21 protein-coding genes and 1 tRNA gene are annotated in these 18,722 nt (G+C 68.0%); 9 read left to right on the top strand and 13 right to left on the bottom strand.

Features of this window, described 5'->3' with window-relative positions:
• Positions 1 to 104: 104 nt before the first annotated feature.
• Positions 105 to 950 carry an LmeA family phospholipid-binding protein gene (locus MAE01_RS01145; RefSeq protein WP_147037714.1) on the bottom strand — a complete coding sequence of 282 codons (846 nt, stop codon included), beginning with the start codon at positions 948 to 950 and terminating at the stop codon, positions 105 to 107.
• A gap of 20 nt (positions 951 to 970) precedes the next feature.
• Positions 971 to 2,635 (bottom strand): arginine--tRNA ligase, encoded by a 1,665-nt coding sequence (argS, locus tag MAE01_RS01140; protein WP_147037713.1) that lies wholly within the window; start codon positions 2,633 to 2,635, stop codon positions 971 to 973.
• Positions 2,636 to 2,718: 83 nt separating this feature from the next.
• Here argS and MAE01_RS01135 point away from each other — a divergent pair, with 83 nt between their 5' ends.
• Positions 2,719 to 3,519, top strand: a complete 801-nt coding sequence (locus MAE01_RS01135; RefSeq protein ID WP_229718302.1) for an SGNH/GDSL hydrolase family protein — start codon at positions 2,719 to 2,721, stop codon at positions 3,517 to 3,519.
• 16 nt (positions 3,520 to 3,535) lie between these two features.
• Positions 3,536 to 3,608: transfer RNA gene (locus MAE01_RS01130), tRNA-Arg, on the top strand.
• Positions 3,609 to 3,690: 82 nt separating this feature from the next.
• Here MAE01_RS01130 and MAE01_RS01125 read toward each other — a convergent pair.
• The 6 genes from MAE01_RS01125 to MAE01_RS15860 form a co-directional block, all read right to left on the bottom strand.
• Positions 3,691 to 4,773, bottom strand: coding sequence for an ATP-binding protein (locus tag MAE01_RS01125; RefSeq protein WP_147037712.1), 1,083 nt, complete (start codon positions 4,771 to 4,773; stop codon positions 3,691 to 3,693).
• 43 nt (positions 4,774 to 4,816) lie between these two features.
• Entirely contained in the window at positions 4,817 to 5,347 is a 531-nt protein-coding gene (locus MAE01_RS01120) for a hypothetical protein (protein ID WP_147037711.1), read from the bottom strand.
• A 48-nt stretch (positions 5,348 to 5,395) separates the two neighbouring features.
• Complete coding sequence (locus MAE01_RS01115; protein WP_147037710.1) at positions 5,396 to 5,980, bottom strand: DUF2238 domain-containing protein; 585 nt, start codon at positions 5,978 to 5,980, stop codon at positions 5,396 to 5,398.
• Positions 5,977 to 6,678 carry an endonuclease/exonuclease/phosphatase family protein gene (locus MAE01_RS01110; RefSeq protein ID WP_147037709.1) on the bottom strand — a complete coding sequence of 234 codons (702 nt, stop codon included), beginning with the start codon at positions 6,676 to 6,678 and terminating at the stop codon, positions 5,977 to 5,979. The genes MAE01_RS01115 and MAE01_RS01110 overlap by 4 nt, the downstream gene beginning before the upstream one ends.
• Positions 6,679 to 6,819: 141 nt before the next feature.
• On the bottom strand, positions 6,820 to 7,608 hold the full coding sequence (locus MAE01_RS01105) for a glycosyltransferase family 2 protein (protein ID WP_147037708.1): 789 nt from the start codon (positions 7,606 to 7,608) through the stop codon (positions 6,820 to 6,822).
• 24 nt (positions 7,609 to 7,632) lie between these two features.
• On the bottom strand, positions 7,633 to 7,785 hold the full coding sequence (locus MAE01_RS15860; protein ID WP_186806081.1) for a hypothetical protein: 153 nt from the start codon (positions 7,783 to 7,785) through the stop codon (positions 7,633 to 7,635).
• A 193-nt stretch (positions 7,786 to 7,978) separates the two neighbouring features.
• Here MAE01_RS15860 and MAE01_RS01100 point away from each other — a divergent pair, with 193 nt between their 5' ends.
• The 3 genes from MAE01_RS01100 (at position 7,979) to MAE01_RS01090 (ending at position 11,085) form a co-directional block, all read left to right on the top strand.
• Positions 7,979 to 8,896 (top strand): SDR family oxidoreductase, encoded by a 918-nt coding sequence (locus tag MAE01_RS01100; protein WP_147037707.1) that lies wholly within the window; start codon positions 7,979 to 7,981, stop codon positions 8,894 to 8,896.
• 127 nt (positions 8,897 to 9,023) lie between these two features.
• Complete coding sequence (gene thrC / locus MAE01_RS01095; protein ID WP_147037706.1) at positions 9,024 to 10,451, top strand: threonine synthase; 1,428 nt, start codon at positions 9,024 to 9,026, stop codon at positions 10,449 to 10,451.
• A gap of 13 nt (positions 10,452 to 10,464) precedes the next feature.
• Positions 10,465 to 11,085: a GyrI-like domain-containing protein gene (locus tag MAE01_RS01090; RefSeq protein WP_147037705.1), complete on the top strand. Its 621-nt coding sequence runs from the start codon at positions 10,465 to 10,467 to the stop codon at positions 11,083 to 11,085.
• Here MAE01_RS01090 and MAE01_RS01085 read toward each other — a convergent pair.
• The 4 genes from MAE01_RS01085 to MAE01_RS01070 are packed head-to-tail and all read right to left on the bottom strand — an operon-like array spanning position 11,078 to position 13,974.
• Complete coding sequence (locus tag MAE01_RS01085; protein ID WP_147037704.1) at positions 11,078 to 11,470, bottom strand: DUF1304 domain-containing protein; 393 nt, start codon at positions 11,468 to 11,470, stop codon at positions 11,078 to 11,080. The genes MAE01_RS01090 and MAE01_RS01085 overlap by 8 nt on opposite strands.
• A gap of 28 nt (positions 11,471 to 11,498) precedes the next feature.
• The gene (locus MAE01_RS01080) at positions 11,499 to 12,380 is read right to left on the bottom strand and encodes a CPBP family intramembrane glutamic endopeptidase (RefSeq protein ID WP_147037703.1); all 882 of its coding nucleotides are present in this window, start codon (positions 12,378 to 12,380) and stop codon (positions 11,499 to 11,501) included.
• On the bottom strand, positions 12,377 to 13,102 hold the full coding sequence (gene trmB / locus MAE01_RS01075) for a tRNA (guanosine(46)-N7)-methyltransferase TrmB (RefSeq protein ID WP_147037702.1): 726 nt from the start codon (positions 13,100 to 13,102) through the stop codon (positions 12,377 to 12,379). The genes MAE01_RS01080 and trmB overlap by 4 nt, the downstream gene beginning before the upstream one ends.
• A 29-nt stretch (positions 13,103 to 13,131) precedes the next feature.
• Entirely contained in the window at positions 13,132 to 13,974 is an 843-nt protein-coding gene (locus MAE01_RS01070; RefSeq protein ID WP_147037701.1) for a DUF3097 domain-containing protein, read from the bottom strand.
• Positions 13,975 to 14,107: 133 nt separating this feature from the next.
• Here MAE01_RS01070 and MAE01_RS01065 point away from each other — a divergent pair, with 133 nt between their 5' ends.
• The 4 genes from MAE01_RS01065 to MAE01_RS01050 are packed head-to-tail and all read left to right on the top strand — an operon-like array spanning position 14,108 to position 18,188.
• The gene (locus MAE01_RS01065; protein ID WP_147037700.1) at positions 14,108 to 16,114 is read left to right on the top strand and encodes a TPM domain-containing protein; all 2,007 of its coding nucleotides are present in this window, start codon (positions 14,108 to 14,110) and stop codon (positions 16,112 to 16,114) included.
• 56 nt (positions 16,115 to 16,170) lie between these two features.
• Entirely contained in the window at positions 16,171 to 16,914 is a 744-nt protein-coding gene (locus tag MAE01_RS01060) for a PspA/IM30 family protein (RefSeq protein WP_147037699.1), read from the top strand.
• Positions 16,915 to 16,944: 30 nt separating this feature from the next.
• Positions 16,945 to 17,742: an arginase family protein gene (locus MAE01_RS01055; RefSeq protein WP_147037698.1), complete on the top strand. Its 798-nt coding sequence runs from the start codon at positions 16,945 to 16,947 to the stop codon at positions 17,740 to 17,742.
• Positions 17,739 to 18,188, top strand: coding sequence for a Fe-S oxidoreductase (locus tag MAE01_RS01050; RefSeq protein ID WP_229718301.1), 450 nt, complete (start codon positions 17,739 to 17,741; stop codon positions 18,186 to 18,188). Before MAE01_RS01055 ends, MAE01_RS01050 begins: the two co-directional genes overlap by 4 nt.
• Here MAE01_RS01050 and MAE01_RS01045 read toward each other — a convergent pair.
• On the bottom strand, positions 18,185 to 18,664 hold the full coding sequence (locus MAE01_RS01045; RefSeq protein WP_147037697.1) for an SIP domain-containing protein: 480 nt from the start codon (positions 18,662 to 18,664) through the stop codon (positions 18,185 to 18,187). The genes MAE01_RS01050 and MAE01_RS01045 overlap by 4 nt on opposite strands.
• Between the last annotated feature and the right edge of the window lie 58 nt (positions 18,665 to 18,722).

Below are 18,722 nucleotides of genomic sequence, written 5' to 3'. Positions count from 1 at the left end.
TGTGCGAAAAGTGGTTCCTAGACAGCTCCACTCTCGCAACGGGAGGCCTTCACCCGTCAACAGCTCACACGCAATTCACGCAACAACGTCCCTGGACATCACAACTAGTCGCAGGTGCCGTTCTGCTGAAGACTCTCGTCGGTGGCGATCGCGCCGTCGACGTCGACGTCGATCACGGCCTCTGAGCCGTCGATCTGCAGTCCGGTCACGGTGAGCCCGGCCGGCAGCTGATCGGCGATGCAGATGCGCTGCGGCTCGGTGATCTGCGCTGCGGCCCCGCCGAAGCGCTCCGCGATCTCGGCTGCGTTCAGGCTGAGCCCGGCGACCTCGAGCTTCACTGGCGTGAGGAGCACGTCACCGGCATCCGCGCCCGGTGTCACCGTCAGCGCGACCGGAATCGGCATGCCGAAGACGTCGAAGCTGCCCGACGCCGTGACATCCGGCTCGGCGAACGTGATCTCGTCGATCGGCAGATCGGAGGCTGTGATGAGCGAAGTGAACTGCTGCTGATCGATGCGCACCGTGCCGTGGGCCTCGGTGAGGTCGCCTCCGCGCAGCGGTACTCCGGTCGCCGTGACGTCGGCGGCTCCTGTGACGCCCCCGAACGTGACGGAGTCGGTCGACAGGTGCAGCTCGTCGAGCCGTCCGCCGATCAGTTGCGGGAGCAGGATGCCGGCGGCATCCACTTGGAGCTGCTGGTCCTGGGGCAGATCGAGCTGCTCGATCACGATGCCGCGGACGACGCCGGGGAGCACGGCTCGTGCGACGAGCTCCGCAGCGACGACGAGGGCGGCGAGAACCACGACCACGATCAGGAGCACCCACGGCCAGCGGGCACGTCGCTTCGCGGGCGGCGCCGGTGCTGCCTGCTCGTCACCGCCCGGGATCACGAGCGTCGGATGCTCCGCCGACGGCTCCGGGTACGGCAGCGTGGGGTGCTCGTCGCTCATTGGTTCCTCCGTGGGGAGCGTTACATCCGCTCCGGCGCGGAGACGCCGAGCAGGTCGAGACCGTTGCGCAGCACCTGACCGGTGGCGTCGTTCAGCCATAGGCGGGTGCGGTGCACGCTCTCGATCGCGTCGTCGCCGAGCGGAGTGATGCGGCAGTTGTCGTACCAGCGGTGATAGAGGCCTGCGAGCTCCTCGAGGTAGCGGGCGACGCGGTGCGGCTCGCGCACCTCGGCCGCGAAGGCGACGATGCGCGGGAACTCCTGCAGTGCGCCGAGCAGTGCGGACTCCGTCTCGTGCGAGAGCGTCTCGGGGGCGAACTCGGTGCGGTCGACGCCGGAGTCGGCGGCGTTGCGGCTGGCGTTGTGCGTGCGCGCGTGGGCGTACTGCACGTAGAACACCGGGTTGTCGTTGGTGCGCTTCTGCAACAGTTCCGGGTCGAGGTCGAGCGGAGAATCGGCGGGCGAGCGCTCCAGGGCGTAGCGCAGGGCGTCCGTGCCGATCCATGCGCGCAGGTCGTCCATCTCGATGATGTTGCCGGCGCGCTTGCTGAGCCGCGCACCGCGGATCGAGACCAGCTGTCCGATGAGCACCTGGATGTTCTTCTCCGGGTCCTGGCCCGCTGCGCCGGCCACGGCCTTGAGCCGGTGCACGTAGCCGTGGTGATCGGCACCGAGCATGTAGATCTTGTTCTCGAAGCCGCGGTCGCCCTTGTCGAGGTAGTAGGCGGCGTCGGCGGCGAAGTAGGTGTATTCGCCGTTGGAGCGGCGGATCACGCGGTCCTTGTCGTCGCCGAAGTCGGTGGTGCGCACCCAGACGGCGCCGTCGAGGTCGAAGACGTGGCCCTGCTCGCGCAGCCGGTCGACGGCGCGGTCGATGAGGCTGGAGCCGCTGTCGTCCTTGGCGTGCAGGGTGCGCTCCGAGAACCAGACGTCGAAGGGAACGTTGAACTGGTCGAGCGAGTTCTTGATCTCCTCGAGCTGGTACGCGTAGGCGAGATCTTCGGCGACCTGCAGCTGTTCGGCATCCGGAAGGTCGAGCAGGTCGGGGCGCGCCTCGAGCACGCGGCCGGCGAGGGTCGTGATGTACTCCCCCGGGTATCCGCCTTCCGGAGTCGGCTCTCCCTTCGCGGCGGCGAGGACGGATGCCGCGAACCGCTGCATCTGGGCGCCGGCGTCGTTGATGTAGTACTCGCGGACGGCGTTGGCGCCGCTGGCGAGGAGCAGGCGGACGATCGAGTCGCCGAGCGCAGCCCAGCGGGTGTGACCGATGTGCAGCGGTCCGGTCGGATTCGCCGAGACGAACTCGACGTTCACGCTCACGCCCTGCTGCGAGTCGTTGCGGCCGTAGGCGTCGCCGGTTTCGACGATCGTCTTCGCAAGCACGCCGGCTGCTGCGGCATCCAGGCGGATGTTGATGAATCCAGGACCGGCGACCTCGGCGCTGGCCACCCCGTCGATGCCGACGAGCTCATCGGCGATCTGCTGGGCGAGTTCGCGCGGGTTCGTGCCGAGCTTCTTCGCAAGGCGCATCGCGAGGTTCGATGCCCAGTCGCCGTGGTCCCGGTTGCGTGGACGCTCCAGCGGGATGTCGGCGGCGTCGATGTCGAGCGTCTCGTCGGGTCGCAGGGAAGCCGCGATCGGCGTGACGACGGCGAGGATGGCTTCGGCGAGAGTGTCGGGGTTCATAGCCCATCAAGTCTATGGCGCGGAGGATGGGTGTTTTTCCGCGCTGAGTTGGTGTTGCGCGAACGATCGCCTACCCTCATCCCATGGGGTTGGGGAAGATGCGGCGACGCGGCCGCGTGACTGCGCTGAGCATCGTGCTCGCGATGGCTGTTTCCGGCGTGATTCTGGGCGTGTGGCGGCCGTGGGTGCCTGCCGCGATGGATGCTCCGATCCTCGCCTCGGAAGAGGTCCTGACGGTGGCTCCGACGCCGCTCGTCCTGCCCGAGCATCCGCGGGTGCTCGTCTTCGGCGACTCGTGGACGTACGGGTCCGCTGCGAGCGAGCCGACGCTGGGTTACGCGTACGTCCTGGCGGAGCTGCTGGACGGCGAGACGATCGTCGACGGCGTACGCGGCAGCGGGTACCTCAAGCCGGGGCTGGACGGGCCGGCATTCGGCGAGCGCATCGCCGCACTCGACCCGGACCTCGCTCCCGATCTCGTCATCGTCCAGGGATCCATCAACGATCGCGCTCAGGGCGCCGACGGCTACCGCGACGCGGTGACGGCCGCCTGGGATGCTCTGACGTCGAAGTATCCGGAAGCGGCGATCGTCGTGCTGGGGCCCGCCCCGCACGAGCTCCCCGTCGGCGCCGGAACCGCGCGGATCGATCAGGATCTCGCTGCTCTCGCCGGCGCTCGGGGCTGGTGGTACATCTCGGCCGTGCAGGACGAGTGGATCACGGATCTGAACTACCTCGCCGTGATCGACGTCGACCTCGGGAACAAGCATCCCTCCACCGACGGGCACCGTTATCTGGCTGAGAAGGTGGCCGCAGCGCTCGCCGACATCGAAGCGGCGCCGGTGACCGAGGCCGGCGGTGCGGAGAGCACGCCCGACCAGTGATATCGTCGTTCGGTACGCCTCCGTAGCTCAGTGGATAGAGCGCCGGTTTCCGGTACCGTAGGTCGCAGGTTCGACTCCTGTCGGGGGCACAAAGGGTTGTACGAGTAACGAGCAAGCCGCCTGGTTTCAGGCGGCTTTTCTCGTAGGTGCTCGGCGATCTCCGCTGAGAGATCAGCGCATGGGCACGGAAACGTCCGATCCGCCTTCGGCGGTGATGCGCGCGCCCATCTGCACGAGTTGCGGTTCGGGGCTGAATCCGCCTGCGAAGATCGCCTGTCCCTGCGTGAATCGTGGAGATCGATTCAGAAGCTCGGTCGGGATGAACCCGAACGCGTCGGCGAGTGCCGCGAGGTCGGTCGGGGCGTTCATCCGCATCAGGGCGACGTTGTCGCACTGCGACAATGCGTTCGGGTGCACTTTCGACGGACGCTGCGTCGAAAGCACCAGCCACAGACCGTACTTGCGCCCCTCAGCGGCGATCTGGACGATGCGTTCGGTCAGCAGACGCTCTACGGGGGTCGTGGGATCGGGAGTGCACAGATTGTGAGCCTCGTCGATCACGATGAGGCGTGGCTGGCGTGCTTCCCGGTTCTCCCACAGGTGGTCGAGCACCGCCAGGGCCGCCGCCTTCAACTCCCCCGGCTCCCGGAGCGAACCGAGGTCGAGCACGGTCGCGTCGTGGTTCTCGTCGACGACGTCGCATGCGTCGCGGCCACCCCAGGCCCACACGTCCCACTCCGTGATTCCCAGGTTCTCCAGCCGCATGACGAAACGCCGTTGATCCGGGTCCCCGTCGCGCCGTAGCCAATCGATGAGCTCGCCCCGCTGCGGCGGATCGCTCCGCATCTGCTCGCCCACGCGAAGGGATGCGTTGAAGGACTCCGGTTCCGCGACCGGGTCGAGCTGCATGATGGCCGCTCTGCTCCGCGTCGGAAGATCGACGAAACGCACCTGAAGGGGCTCGTCGCCTCCCGGTCCGAGCACGCGGATCCGTCGCTCCGCCCACCGTGCAGCATGGGTGGCGCTTGTCTCGGGTCGTGCCTCTGCCAGGCGAACGAAATCCGAGTTGGGGTCGAAGATGAGCACGGGGAGACGGGTGGCGAGCATCACCTGCTCCAGGACCACGCCCAGCGCATACGTCTTCCCGGAGCCACTCTGCCCGCACCAAAAGGTGTGTCGGTTGAACTTGCCCGGCGCGAGCCCCGCAACGGCTCCGGAATCCACCTGAGTGCCAATGATGAGCTGAGTGTCCACACCCGTACCGTACCGACAAACCGGCACCGAACGGGAGGACCCACTAGTGCACGAAGGCCTTGAGGATGACGAAGACGACTCCGAACGACGCCGTGACCAGCGCACCGCCGATGCGCCGGATCATCCCGCTCCCTCGCCGAAGAAATGCCACGTAGCCCAGGAACGCGAGGATGACCGTCCCCGACCACAGCGCGATCTCATTGGCCAGGTCGTCCGGGATCAATCGGGTCGTACCCGCCAGAAGGATCAACGCCGGTACCCCCGCAGAGCTCAACATGCCCAGAGAGTGCCGTACTGAAAGAGCGACCGCTGTCCCCACCGCGAGACGCGGCCCCGTTTCATCGCCGAGTCGAGCGACCGCTCCCGCGTATACATGTGCGGCCCAGAACACGAGCACGGTGACGCCCACCGTCAGCAGCACCACCGCAGACGTCTCGCCGTGCGCAGAAGACACGGCGATGAGCCCGCTGACCAAGATCGTGCCGTAGACCGCCGCCTCGGTGCCGAAACCGGGGCGAAGCGCCCGATGGGTGCGAAGTACCGGATGACTCTCGGATGGCGGGCTAGGACGCATAGCGCCGAGCATAGAGTGCCCAAGGCGCCGCGTATCACGCGCATTCAGTCAGTCGGCGACCTGTCGTCGCTCCAGAGGAACTCGCGCGACGACGGCGCCGGCGATGAGCGCCCCGAGGCCGCCGGCGGCCATGTCGCCGATCGTGTCGTCGTATGCCACGAAGATCTCGTCGCTGATGAAGGTGTGACCCACCCACTCCACCATCTCCCAGACAGCGCTCACAGCGAGACCGAGCGCGGGCACGATCACCATCGGTGTCCGCGCTCTGAAGCCCGCATCCACAGGAGAACTGACGACTTCCCACCTCACGAGCAAGAGATACAGCATCGCGGCGATGACACCCGTCGCCACAACGTGGATCACCAGATCCCATCCGGCAATCGCCGAGTAGAGACCGAGCACATTGCTCCACGCTGCGATGAGAAGCGTCACGCCATAGACGATGTCGAACGAGGCACGCATCCCGACGAACCTGGGCGCCAGAAGCCCGGGCAGCGCGAACGCGAGGATCCCCGCGTCTGTGGGCGAGAACCAGATCGCTGCCACGACGATGCTGAGCACGCCGATCACACGGATGGTGTCGGCCGCGATCTCGCCGATGCTCTGCGGCCGTCGCAGGAAGTTGTCGATCATCGGGATCCTCTCTCGCCTGAAAGGCGGAGCACGGCCTGTACCGGTAGATGGTCCGAAGCCCACCCGCCGCCGTACGGCCCGCCGTTGATGCCGACGGCGTCGACCTGGACGTCCTCCGACACCATGATCGCGTCTATGCGTCGCCCACCTCGGCGTGGCGCCCGGTAACGGGCATAGGTTCCCCATTCCGGCGTCAGACGTGAGGATGCCGCATTCCAGGCATCCCGGAGCGCACCTGTCTCGAGCATCGCCGCCACAGTGGCGGATTCGGGATCGCTGTTCAGATCCGCTGACACGATGGCGGGAACGCGCTCGCGCATCGCCCACCGCCGGATCTGCTCCGCGGATCGCACACGCGAGCGCGACGAGAACGGGTCGAGGTGCGTGTTGAGAACGACGAACTCCGCGCCGGTCGTCGCATCTCGGAATACGGCACGGACGACGACACGAGGCAGCCAGTTGCCCCAGGAGCTCGAGCCCGCGACGTGTGGCTTGTCGGACAGAGCGAGCTGTGTCCACTCCAGCAGCCGAAGCCGCTCGGCGTCGTACACGATCGGACACCCCTCGCCGGCACCGTCGGCACCGCGTCCGTGGCCGACGTAGCGGTAAGACGGCCCAAGCGCATCGCGCGCCACTTCCACCTGGCTCGGGAGCGCCTCCTGCGCTGCCAGCAGTGATGGTCGCTCCGACGCGAGCAGTGCACGTAGCCGAGGCGCCCTACGCGTCCATCGATCTGCGGGCCGCCACGCGAGCGCCCCCCATTCGCCGCCGGACGTTCAGGCTCATGATGTGAAGGCCCGGGCCGGCGACGTGCCCGATCATCGGAGTGACGCGCGAACTCATCGGAAGCGCCCACGCAGCCCCGACGCCGCACGAAGCATCAGGAGGCGCTGCCAGCGGATGGGCGGGAAGTCCCGCGGCCAGTGCACGAGGACTGTGGCGAACCCTCGACGGATGCGACACGCGAATCTCCGCACGTCGCCGAAAGGACGCATCGACATTCCCATCTCGGCCTTCCTCACGTAGCGGATGCGGTGAGAATCGCCGAGATGGAACGCCAGATCGAAGTCGTCGTGCAGGGTGGCATCCAGGTGCACCGCAGCGCGCACACGCTGCCAAGCCGCACGCCGGAATCCCATGTTGGAGCCGAACACGGGCAGGTGCCCGAGGGCGGCCACCCCGGCGAGGACGTAACTCCCGAGGTATGCGGCGGCGAGCGGTGTGCGCAGCATCCGCGGGCCGTCGACGAAGCGCGCACCGCCGGTGAACACTGCGACATGCGGTTCGGCGGCGAAGGCCTGGCGCATGATCTGCACCCATCCACTGCCGGGAACGCAGTCGGCATCGAGCCTGAGGACGATGTCGGTCGTGGCGCGGTCGTACCCGCACGCGCTTGCGGCAGGGATCCCCGGCGCCTCGCAGCGCACCACTGTGGCGCCCGCGTCCGCCGCCACCTGGGCCGATTCATCCTCCGAACCGTTGTCGACGACGATGACCTCATCAGGTGCCTTGGTCTGCAGGGACAGAGCGCGCAGACAGCACCCCAACGCATCGGCGTCGTCCTTCACCGGGATCACGACGGAGACGGTCAGGGAGCGCGACGGGGCCGCTGATCGCTGTTCGGTCAAGGTAGCCCCCTGAGTTGCCGGCGTTCAGCCTCCCGACGGGTTCTCGAGCGGCCTGCCCTCCTCATCGGTGGTCTCGTCTTCGATGACCTCGTCGGTGTCCTCCGGGGCGCCGCCGGATGCGGTGTCGGCTTCCTCGTCGGCTCCGGGTGTTCCGTGAGTGTTCTTCGGATCGCTCATCATCTCTCCTGTCGGTCGGTTCCCCGAACCGTACGCGCATGGATCGAAGCGGTTCAGGGGGTTGACTTGCGTCACCATGTGGCGAGGCTGCGGGTCGATCGCCGCGTATACCTCAGACGGTGCGCTTCGCCCAACCCCCTCTGACATCACGAAATGATGAAGGAGCCTGGTCGGCAACGACAGGAGGTTCTTCATGACTGACGCAAACGCACCGCAGGGCGAAGGCCAGCTCGCCCACGACGACCCCACCACCCGGCATCCGAAGGTGTCACCGCCGGAGCAGGATCAGCCAGAGCCCGGACTCGACGTCCGCGCCGAGCCGACGCCGGATATCGGCCTGGACTCGTATGTGGGTCGCGACCGACTCCAGGGCCGCCGCGCTCTTGTCACCGGTGGTGACTCCGGTATCGGCGCCGCGGTGGCCATCGCCTTCGCCAGGGAGGGTGCCGACGTGGCGATCGCCTATCTGCCCGCAGAAGAGGAGGACGCCCGTCGCGTGGTCGACGCGATCGAGCAGGCCGGGCGAACCGCGGTGGCGCTGCCGGGCGATCTGATGGACCGCCACTACCGCGCGCGCCTCGTGGATGCTGCCGCCGACGGACTCGGCGGACTCGACATCCTGGTGAACAATGCCGGAAAACAGGTCATCAGCGAGTCACTGGACGAGCTGACCGACGAGCAGATCGACGAAACCTTCCACGTCAACATCACATCCATGTTCACGCTCTCGCGGGCTGCGCTGAAGCACATGGGTCCTGGTTCGACGATCGTCAACACCACATCCATCCAGGCGTACGAACCATCGCCGAATCTGCTCGACTACGCATCCACGAAGGCGGCGATCAACAACTTCACAAAGGGCCTCGCGCAGCAGGTGGCCAGCCGTGGGATCCGCGTGAACGGTGTGGCGCCGGGACCCGTGTGGACAGTGCTCCAGGTGACGGACGGACAGCCCAAGGAGAAGCTGCCGAAGTTCGGCCAGAACACACCACTGGGACGAGCGGGGCAGCCGGTGGAGATGGCACCCGCCTATGTCTTCCTCGCGTCCGGCGAGTCGAGCTACGTGAACGGCGAGACGCTCAACGCCAACGGCGGGACCCCGACTCCCTAGAATCTCTGCGCCTATCGGGGTGCGCTCCTGAGCAGGCGCTGATCCCGGCGTAACCACGTCCGTGCCACGCCCTACGATGGAACCGAGGTTCCCGGCATCCATCTCCAGCACGAACGAGGTTCGAGACTTGCAGTACATCTCCACACGCGGCGGCACACTCGGACAGTTCAGCGATGTCCTCCTCGAGGGGCTCGCCCCCAACGGCGGCCTCGCAGTTCCCGAGGCGCTTCCCCACCTGAGTGCGGCAGAGCTCGAGCGTCTGCGTCCGCTGACCTATCCCGAGCTCGCGACCGAGATCATCGGCCTGTTCGCCACGGACATCCCGCGTGACGATCTCGCCGGGCTGACCTCGCGCGCGTACGGCGACGGCAAGTTCGCCGCTGACGAGATCGTGCCGCTGAGCGAGCTCGGCGACGACATGACGCTCGTGGGCCTGTCGGAAGGACCCACCCTCGCCTTCAAGGACATGGCGATGCAGTTCCTCGGCGAGGCTCTCGAGTACGTGCTCGAGAAGCGCGACCGCGTGCTCAACGTCCTCGGCGCCACCTCGGGCGACACAGGCTCCGCTGCCGAGCACGCCCTCCGCGGCCTCGATCGCGTCTCGGTCTTCATGCTCTCCCCGCAGGGGCGCATGAGCGCCTTCCAGCGCGCCCAGATGTACTCGCTGCAGGACGAGAACGTCCACAACATCGCGGTCGAGGGCGTCTTCGACGACTGCCAGAACCTCGTCAAGCGGCTGAACACCGACCTCGACTTCAAGCGCGCCCACAGCCTCGGCGCCGTGAACTCCATCAACTTCGGTCGCATCTCCGCCCAGATCGTCTACTACGTCTGGGCGTGGCTGCGCACGACCGACGAGGTCGACACCGACGCGCGTTCCACGTTCGAGGTCTCGTTCGCCGTGCCGTCGGGCAACTTCGGCAACATCCTCTCCGGGCACTACGCCCGCAGCATGGGCATCCCGATCCGCAAGCTCGTCCTCGCCACGAACGAGAACAACGTGCTCGACGAGTTCTTCCGCACCGGCCACTACCGCCCGCGCAGCTCCGCGAACACCCTCGCCACCTCGAGCCCCTCGATGGACGTCTCGCGCGCCTCGAACCTCGAGCGCTTCGTGTTCGATCTGCTCGGCCGCGACCCCGAGCGCACCGCCGCCGCGTGGCACGAACTCGAAGAACGCGACGAGATCGACCTGTCCGCCGAGCTGAACCGGTTCGAGGAGGAGTTCGGGCTGCTCAGCGGCACCAGCACGCACGATGACCGGCTCGCCACGATCCGCGACTTCCGCGACAGGACCGGCGTCACGATCGACCCGCACACCGCGGACGGCGCCAAGGTCGCCCGCGAGCACATCGAGACCGGCATCCCGATGCTCGTCCTCGAGACGGCCAAGCCGCAGAAGTTCGCCGATCTGATCTCCGAGGCGCTCGGAGAGACCGTCGAGCCGGATGACGACACCCGCGCGCTGCTGGCAGCGCCGCAGCGCGTGACCGACATGCCCGACGACGAGCAGCAGCTCCGCTCGTACATCTCCGAGCGCGCTCTGCACGCCTGAGCCGACATCCGATATGAACGCCAAGGTCGACTTCAAGAAGACGATCGACGCGTACCGGGCACGCAAAGGCAGATTCGACCTCGTCGAGGTGCCCGCGCTCGGCTACCTCATGATCGACGGCCACGGCGACCCGAACAGCGCCCCTGAGTTCACGACAGCCGTCGAGGCGCTCTACCCGCTCGCCTACACCCTCAAGTTCGCCAGCAAACAGGGCCTCGACCGCGACTACGCCGTCATGCCGCTCGAGGGCCTGTGGTGGGCCGATGACCACGCCTCGTTCACCACGTCGCGCGACAAGGCGCGGTGGCACTGGACCCTGATGATCATGCAGCCCGAGTGGATCGACGAGGCGATGTTCGCGGATGCCGTCGCCAAGGCATCCGCCAAGAACCCCTCGGCGCGGGTGGGCGAGGTGCGCCTCGAGACGCTCCACGAGGGGCTGTGCGCGCAGACGCTGCACGTCGGCTCGTACGACGACGAGGCGCCGGTGCTCGCGAAGATGCACGAGGAGTTCATCCCCGAGCAGGGCATGCGGCTGAGGGGCACGCACCACGAGATCTACTTCAGCGACCCGCGCAAGGGCGACCCAGCGAGGCGCCGGACCCTACTCCGTCAGCCGGTGGCGGTCAGCTGATCCCGACGGCCATGGCGGTCACCACGATCGCCACGAGCGGCAGTCCGCCCTGCATCGCCGCAGACTTCGCCATCCTCGGGTTCGACAGCACCAGCACCAGCGCCGCCGCGAGCATCATCGCCGTGCCGGTGAACACGAGCGTCAGCCCGACGGTCGCAAGTCCCGACAGCACCAGCACGATGCCGAGCAGCGTCGCGATCGCGAGGAACAGGTTGTAGAAGCCCTGGTTGAACGCGAGCGGCTTCGTGGTCTCGGCATCCGCCTCGCTGGCGACGCCGAAGATCCTGCGGGTCTCTGGTTCGGTCCACCGCAGCGACTCGAGCGCGAAGATGAACACGTGGAACGCCGCCGCAAGGGCGGCCAGCAGCAGGCCGATGATGAGCATGAGACCGATTCTGCACCCCGCCGGCAGGTCAGACCAGGAACACCGGCAGCAGCCCGGGGTTGTGCGCGTGCACGAGCACCGCGAACACGACGGCGTCGAAGAGCAGATGCACCGTCACGACGTATGCCAGCGAGTGCGTGCGCAGGAAGATGAATCCCTGCAGCAGCGCGAACGGGATCGTCAGAACCGGCCCCCACTCCCGGTACCCGAGCTCCCACAGGAACGACACGAACACGATCGCCTGCAGCACGTTCGCGACGGCATCCGGAAAGTGCCTGCGCAGCAGCGCGAACACCGTGCAGATGAAGAACAGCTCATCCCAGATGCCGACCGCGCCCACACCGACGAACAGGCGCGCGATCAGCTCGGGAGAGTCCACGACCGGCCAGTTCTGGAACACGCCGCTGGTGATGAAGTAGAACGGCAGGATCAGCCACCCGAGCACCAGCACGGCGATCAGCCATGTCCACTGCAGCCGGCCCCAGCGCTTCCCGGTGCGCCACGGGAAGCTGATCGCCCGCTCGCGGAACACGAACCGCGAGATCAGGTACGGCACGACGACGGCGCCGCCGAGCGCGAGGGTGAACCGGAGCATCGCCAGGTTGTCGAGTTCCGCGGCCAGCGGGATGACGCTGACGATCAGCAGCCCGATCGCGATGAGCGAGAGATCGCGCGTGAGCGAAGGAGCGGATGCCGTGACATCCCTGGCTGTTTCCAGACGTGCACCGGCGCGGACAACGGGCCGATCCACCGTCCGCCACCGCTCGATCAGCCAGGCCGCCCCGATCCCGGCGGCGAGGAGTACCCAGCCGAGCCACGTCCACTCGGCGACGAAGAAGGCCGGAGCGGCGAGGCAGACCAGCAGCGCAGGCGCGAGGCCGGGTGCCCAGCGGACGCCGGCAGCCGTCACGCCCGGGGCTTCCGCCGGTAGACCAGATCCCGGATCTCGCGCCCCTTGGCGATGCCCTTGCGCTCGAACGCCGTCATCACACGACCGTCGAAGCGCTCTGCCCACTCCCCCTCGAACGCGCGCTCGAACAGCGGCTCGGCGTCGAGCACCTCGCGCATCTGCAGCGCGTAGTCCTCCCAGTCCGTCGCCAGGCGCAGCAGCCCGCCGTCGGAGAGGGCACGAGCGGCAGCATCGCCGAAACCGGGCCGGATCAGCCGGCGCTTGGTGTGCCGCTTCTTGTGCCACGGGTCGGAGAAGAAGATCCACACTTCGGTCGCCGCCCCCTCGGGGAGATACGTCGACAGGACCTCCGGTGCGTTCGCCTCCACCAGACGCAGATTGCGCACGCCGGCCTTGTCGGCGTCGAGCATGGTGCGGGCGAGCCCCGCCCGGAACACCTCGACGGCGAGGAAGTCCTCGTCAGGGCGCGAGGATGCCGCCGACACGATGGCGTGCCCCTGGCCGGAGCCGATCTCGACGATCAGCGGCGCCTCACGGCCGTACTCCGCCACCGGATCCATACGCGCCTCCGGATGCACGCTGGTCCAGGCGACATCCCGCGGCACATCGAGCAGGTAGTGCGGAGCCAGCTCGGCGAAAGCGCGCTCCTGGGCCTCCGACATCCGTCCGCTCCGGCGCACGAAGGAGACCGGTTCATCGCGGAAGGTGCGGGGTTCAGGCATGCATCAAGAGTATCCGGAGCGCCCGCGCGTCAGCGGCCGGCAGGCTCGGTGACGAAGTCGATCAGCTCCTCGACCCGGCCGAGCAGTGCGGGCTCGAGGTCGCGGTAGGTGGTGACCTTGCCGAGGATGTGCTGCCACGCACGACCGGTGTCGCCCTGCTCCGTGTGCGGCCAGCCGAACGCCTTGCAGATGCCGGTCTTCCAGTCGGTGCCGCGCGGAATCTCCGGCCAGCGCTGGATGCCGAGCACCTGCGGTTTCACGCACTGCCAGACGTCGATGAACGGGTGACCGACGATCTTCAGGTGCCGGCCGTGCGGACCGCGCATGATCGCGTCCGCGATGCGGGTCTCCTTGGACCCGGGGACGAGGTGGTCGACAAGCACGCCGTACCGGCGCGCGCTGTTCGGGGGTGCGCTCTGGAGCAGTTCATCGAGCTTGTCCACGCCTTCGAGGTACTCGACGACGACGCCTTCGACGCGCAGGTCGGCACCCCAGACCTTTTCGACGAGTTCCGCGTCGTGCTTGCCCTCGACGAGGATGCGGCTGGGCAGCGCGGTACGCGCCCGCTGGTCGCCGACGGCGAAGGATCCGGATGCCGTGCGGCGGACGGCCTGCTTCACCGGGGCCGGTGCGGTCAGGCGCACGGGTTCGCCGTCGATCAGGAATCCCCCGCCGAGCGGGAACACTCGCTTTCGGCCGACACGGTCCTCGAGCTCGACGTTTCCGCCCTGCACCCGCGTGACCGCTCCGCAGTAGCCGTCCCCGGCGACCTCGACGACGAGATCGCGCTCTGCGGGCACGTCGAGAACCTTCTTGGCGCCACGGTCACGCCATCCCGCGGCGAGCACGTCGGAACCGTACATGTCGTCCATGCCTTCAAGGGTATGCGTCGGCGTTCGCTTCTCGGTGGCGACACAGACTGTTTCCCTAGAGTCGCTATCGTCTGTCACCGCCAGTGAATAGACTCGGAGCGCCAGGGCCCAACGATCCCGCGGAGGGAGTGCAATGCGAACTCGGTTGACGATCATGCTGGGGTTGATCGCAGCGATGTTCGTGTCGGGGGCGGCCGTCTCCGCCGCCGTCGCCACGCCGCCGGTGACGCTCGATTCGGGCTTCGTCACCGACGATGCGGGAGTGCTCTCCTCGGGCGAGATCGAGGCCGCGAATGCGCGACTCTCCCAATTGGCCGAGGCGGACGGCGGAGATCTCTACGTCGTGTTCGTCGACCAGTTCACGGACCCTTCCGACAGTGTCGAGTGGACCGACCGGACCGCGGTGGAGAACGGGCTCGGCACCGACCAGTACCTGGTCGCTGTGGCCGTGGATGCCGGTCAGTACGCGATCTCCGCGGACGAGAACGGACCGCTCAGCGATGGCGAGATCGATCGCGTCGTGCAGGCCATGGAGGACGAGCTGCGAGCGAGTGACTGGAGCGGGGCGGTCTTCGCCGCGGCCGGCGCCTTTCCCGGGCAGTCGACGTCCGATGGCAGTGGCTTCGTCTGGGTGATCATCCTGCTGGTGGCACTCGCCGCGCTGATCCTGATCATCGTGCTCGTCGCGCGATCGCGGAAGAAGAAGCAGACCGCGCAGGTCGCGGTTCCCGATCCGAACGATCCGTATGCAGCCATCAGCGACGAGGACCTCGAGAAGCAGGCCGGCAGTGCTCTCGTGCAGGCGGATGACGCGATCACGTCGAGCCGGCAGGAGGTCGGCTTCGCGGTCGCTCAGTACGGCGACGATTCGAGCGAAGTGTTCGTCCAGGTCGTCGAGGCCGCCCGGGCGAAGGTCGCCGAGGCGTTCTCGATGAAGCAGCAGCTCGACGACGAGATCCCCGACACGCCGCAGCAGCGACGCGCATGGCACATTCGGATCATCCAGCTGTGCGACGAGGCCGACGACCTGCTCAATGACAACATCGAGGCCTTCGAAGAGCTGCGCAAGCTCGAAGCCGAAGCGCCCAAGGCCCTGGAGCGCATAAAGGCGCGACGCACGACGGCGGAGCAGACGGTCGTCACAGCCGGCCCCGCTCTCGCGACGCTGCAGCAGACCTACGATCCGGCGGCGCTGGCCCCGGTCGCGGACAACCCCGCCCAGGCGCAACAGCGCCTCTCCCTCGCCGACACGGAGATCGCCGAGGCCGCAGCCGCCATCGCTGCGGGCCGCAACGGAGAGGCCGCGTTCTCCATCCGCACGGCGGAGGAAGCAGTGGAGCAGAGCGAGAACCTCGTCGACGCCGTCACCACCCTGGGTGCGAATCTCGTCGCCGTCGAAGGCGAGGCGCAGGCGATGATCACCGATCTCGAAGCCGACATCGCGGCTGCCGGGGCGATCGCCGATGCGCAGGGGCAGCTGGCCCCGATCGTGGCGAGGACGAGGTCCAACATCGACGCCGCGCAGACCGCCCTCCGGTCCGCCGCGCGCAACCCGCAGCAGGTGCTCGACGACCTCACCTCGGCCAACGCCGAGATCGACGCCGCGCTCGGCCAGGTCCGGCAGGCGTCGGAACAGGCACAGCGCGCGCGGAGGTTGCTCGAGCAGCGACTCACCCAGGCACAGGCGCAGATCGCCACGGCCGGCGATTTCATCACCACTCGCCGCGGAGCAGTCGGAGCCACCGCGCGCACGCGGCTCGCCGAGGCGAACTCCGCGTTTGCCGAAGCCGTCGCCGCGCAGGCCGCGGATCCGGTGCTCGCCACTGAGCGGGCGACTCGCGCCTACAGCCTCGCCTCCGAGGCGCTCTCGTACGCGCGCAGCGAGGTCGACACCTTCAACGCCGGCGGCTGGTCCGGCGGCGGCTACAACCGCGGCAGCGACCTCGGGGGTGCCATTCTCGGCGGCATCATCGGCGGACTGTTCAGCGGCGGCGGCGGAGGCGGCGGTGGCGGCGGCTGGAGCTCCGGCAGCAGCTGGCGCTCGAGCGGAAGCAGCCGCAGCAGCAGGCCCTCGAGCTTCGGCGGTGGTTCCCGCAGCAGCTCACGCGGCGGCGGCCGGTCCAGAGGGGGCCGGTTCTAGTCCGCTCACTGTTCTCACGACCTCGAAAGACTCCGTTCCAACCGAAAGGAAACACCATGGCCAAGCAGTCCATCTTCAGTCGCATCTCGACGCTGGTGAAGGCGAACATCAACTCCCTCATCGACCAGGCCGAAGACCCGCAGAAGATGATCGACCAGCTCGTCCGCGACTACACCAACAACGTCGCCGATGCCGAAGCCGCCATCGCCGAGACCATCGGCAACCTGCGGCTGCTCGAGCGCGACCACGAAGAGGATGTCCAGGCCGCGAAGGACTGGGGCAACAAGGCACTCGCCGCCAGCCGCAAGGCCGACGAGCTGCGCTCGGCGGGAAGCACCGCCGACGCGGACAAGTTCGACAACCTCGCCAAGATCGCCCTGCAGCGTCAGATCAGCGAAGAGCGCGAGGCGAAGGCAGCTGAGCCGACGATCACCTCGCAGACCGAGGTCGTCGACAAGCTCAAGAGCGGCCTGAACGGCATGAAGGAGAAGCTCGGCGAGCTCAAGGCCAAGCGCAGCGAGCTGCTCGCGCGCGCCAAGGTCGCCGAGGCTCAGACCAAGGTGCAGGATGCCGTCTCGTCGATCAACGTGCTCGACCCGACCAGCGAGCTCGGCCGCTTCGAGGACAAGGTCCGCCGCCAGGAGGCACTGGCGCAGGGCAAGGTCGAACTGGCCGCGTCCAGCCTCGACGCCCAGTTCGAGAGCCTCGACGACCTCGGCGAGCTGACCGAGGTCGAGGCGCGCCTGGCCGAGCTGAAGGCCGGCGGCTCTTCGCAGGCGCAGTCGCAGATCGAGTCCTGAGACTCCCGCGTTGATGGAGGGTGAACCCTGATGGCCCGATTCCTGGTCGTTCCCCAGTGGCAGGGCTCACCCTCCACGCGCGCGATGCTCCTCGTCGACGGCGCGTCGGCGATCGCGGGCGACCTTCCCCGCAATGCCACCACGGTGCTCGACGTCCCGCTGGAGGCCGGCGAGTCCCTCGGCACGGGCGTCCACCGTCTGAGTTCACTGCAACGCATCCGCGCGATGGTCGCGGAGGCGATGACACCGGACACCGTGATCATCGGGGGCGACTGCAGTGTGACCGTGGCAGCCCTCGACACCATCGACCGCGAGGATCTCGCCGTGGTCTGGTGCGACGCGCATCCCGACCTGCACACCGATGAGACCTCACCGTCGGGCGCGTTCTCCGGGATGGCACTGCGAGCCGTCCTGGGCGAGGGCGAACCTCAGCTGGCCCTGTCCCCCGGACTCCCTGCGGAACGCGTGATCGTCGTCGGCGCCAGAGTGCTCGACGACGCCGAGCAGGAGCCCCTGTCGCGTCTCACTCGGCTCTCGGTGGCGGATCTGGCCGAGCCCGATGTCCTCGCCGACGCCGTGGCCGCGTCGGACGCCGCTCGTGTGTGGATACACATCGACGTCGACGTTCTCGATCCGGCCGAGATCGCCGGCGTCTCGACGGCCGCGCCGTTCGGTGCGTCCGCCGCGGCGCTGGCAGCGGCGATCCGGGCACTGCGCGCGCGTGTGCCCCTCGCCGGCGCGACGATCTCCGGTTTCGCTCCCCGCACGCCGCTCGACGCCGTGGAGGATCTCGGGGCGATCCTCCGGCTCGTGGGCGCGGTCGCATGATGGCGCGATACCGTGCCACGGCGGACTGGCGACCGACGGCGGAGGCGGCCCTCGCGCGCGGCCGCCGTTTCGATCGCCGCATCCCGTCGTTCCTGCTCCGGTCTCCGATCAGCCGTGCCGGTTACGCGTGGGGAACCATAGTCGGCTGGGTGTGGGGCACGCTGTGGAGCACCGGCCCGGTCGAGCGCCGGAACGGTCTGTGGATCTTCCGCGGCATGCCGAAGTGGACGTTCAATCGCGGCGGCGTCTGCGTCGGCGGATGCTATCTCACCGGCGCGGCCGCGCCGAGCGAGGCGGTGCTGCGGCACGAGGCCGTGCACAAGGCTCAGTGGCTGCGCTACGGGTTCCTGATGCCGGTGCTGTACCTGTTCGCGGGTCGCGATCCGCTGCGCAACAGGTTCGAGATCGAAGCGGGCCTCGAGGACGGGAACTACGTGCGGTCTTAGAGGGCCGGTCCCTGAACCGGCAGCAGACCGAAGCGCTCCGGGGCGCTGATCGTGTCCGCCGGGACGCAGAGTGCGCCGGTCAAGTGCTCGACGATGTCTGCGGTGCCGAGGTAGCCGCCCAGCAGGGTGACGTGCGTCGGAAGTTCGCCGTCGCAGAGCATCTCATCGGCCCATGCGCACGTCGCACGGGAAAGCGCCGTGCCCGGCGTGCAGGAACGGCCGCTGCCCGGGGCACCCGAGCGCGCCGAGCGGGCGAGCCAGGTCACGGTCATACGTGCGGGCGCCTCGATCACTCCGATGTCGCTCGCTTCGGGAACCTCGATGAACACACGACCCGATGCGCACAGCGGGAGCGTGGCCAGGAAGGTCTCGAGCTCCAGCAGCGAGTTCTCGTCAGCCGTCACCAGGTGATGCGAACGCAGGCGCGCGGCCCGACGCTGGGCCCTGCCGCTGCGGATGTCGGTGGAGATCGTCATGATGCGTCCATCGTAACACCGATGAAGGGTTGCCTTACCTTGCTCGCTCGGAGCTCCG

This window comes from Microbacterium aerolatum (assembly GCF_007988825.1).
GTDB classification, from domain to species: Bacteria; Actinomycetota; Actinomycetes; order Actinomycetales; family Microbacteriaceae; genus Microbacterium; species Microbacterium aerolatum.
Note: the sequence above shows the minus strand (reverse complement) of the source record. Positions and strands in the feature narration are given on the sequence as shown.

Bases quoted from the DNA above. Each gene is read 5' to 3' on its own strand.
- MAE01_RS01145 (WP_147037714.1), bottom strand. From the start codon at position 950: ATGAGCGACGAGCACCCCACGCTGCCGTACCCGGAGCCGTCGGCGGAG.
- argS (WP_147037713.1), bottom strand. From the start codon at position 2,635: ATGAACCCCGACACTCTCGCCGAAGCCATCCTCGCCGTCGTCACGCCG.
- MAE01_RS01135 (WP_229718302.1), top strand. From the start codon at position 2,719: ATGGGGTTGGGGAAGATGCGGCGACGCGGCCGCGTGACTGCGCTGAGC.
- MAE01_RS01120 (WP_147037711.1), bottom strand. From the start codon at position 5,347: ATGCGTCCTAGCCCGCCATCCGAGAGTCATCCGGTACTTCGCACCCAT.
- MAE01_RS01115 (WP_147037710.1), bottom strand. From the start codon at position 5,980: ATGATCGACAACTTCCTGCGACGGCCGCAGAGCATCGGCGAGATCGCG.
- MAE01_RS15860 (WP_186806081.1), bottom strand. From the start codon at position 7,785: ATGAGCGATCCGAAGAACACTCACGGAACACCCGGAGCCGACGAGGAA.
- MAE01_RS01100 (WP_147037707.1), top strand. From the start codon at position 7,979: ATGACTGACGCAAACGCACCGCAGGGCGAAGGCCAGCTCGCCCACGAC.
- MAE01_RS01090 (WP_147037705.1), top strand. From the start codon at position 10,465: ATGAACGCCAAGGTCGACTTCAAGAAGACGATCGACGCGTACCGGGCA.
- MAE01_RS01085 (WP_147037704.1), bottom strand. From the start codon at position 11,470: ATGCTCATCATCGGCCTGCTGCTGGCCGCCCTTGCGGCGGCGTTCCAC.
- trmB (WP_147037702.1), bottom strand. From the start codon at position 13,102: ATGCCTGAACCCCGCACCTTCCGCGATGAACCGGTCTCCTTCGTGCGC.
- MAE01_RS01070 (WP_147037701.1), bottom strand. From the start codon at position 13,974: ATGGACGACATGTACGGTTCCGACGTGCTCGCCGCGGGATGGCGTGAC.
- MAE01_RS01065 (WP_147037700.1), top strand. From the start codon at position 14,108: ATGCGAACTCGGTTGACGATCATGCTGGGGTTGATCGCAGCGATGTTC.
- MAE01_RS01060 (WP_147037699.1), top strand. From the start codon at position 16,171: ATGGCCAAGCAGTCCATCTTCAGTCGCATCTCGACGCTGGTGAAGGCG.
- MAE01_RS01055 (WP_147037698.1), top strand. From the start codon at position 16,945: ATGGCCCGATTCCTGGTCGTTCCCCAGTGGCAGGGCTCACCCTCCACG.
- MAE01_RS01050 (WP_229718301.1), top strand. From the start codon at position 17,739: ATGATGGCGCGATACCGTGCCACGGCGGACTGGCGACCGACGGCGGAG.
- MAE01_RS01045 (WP_147037697.1), bottom strand. From the start codon at position 18,664: ATGACGATCTCCACCGACATCCGCAGCGGCAGGGCCCAGCGTCGGGCC.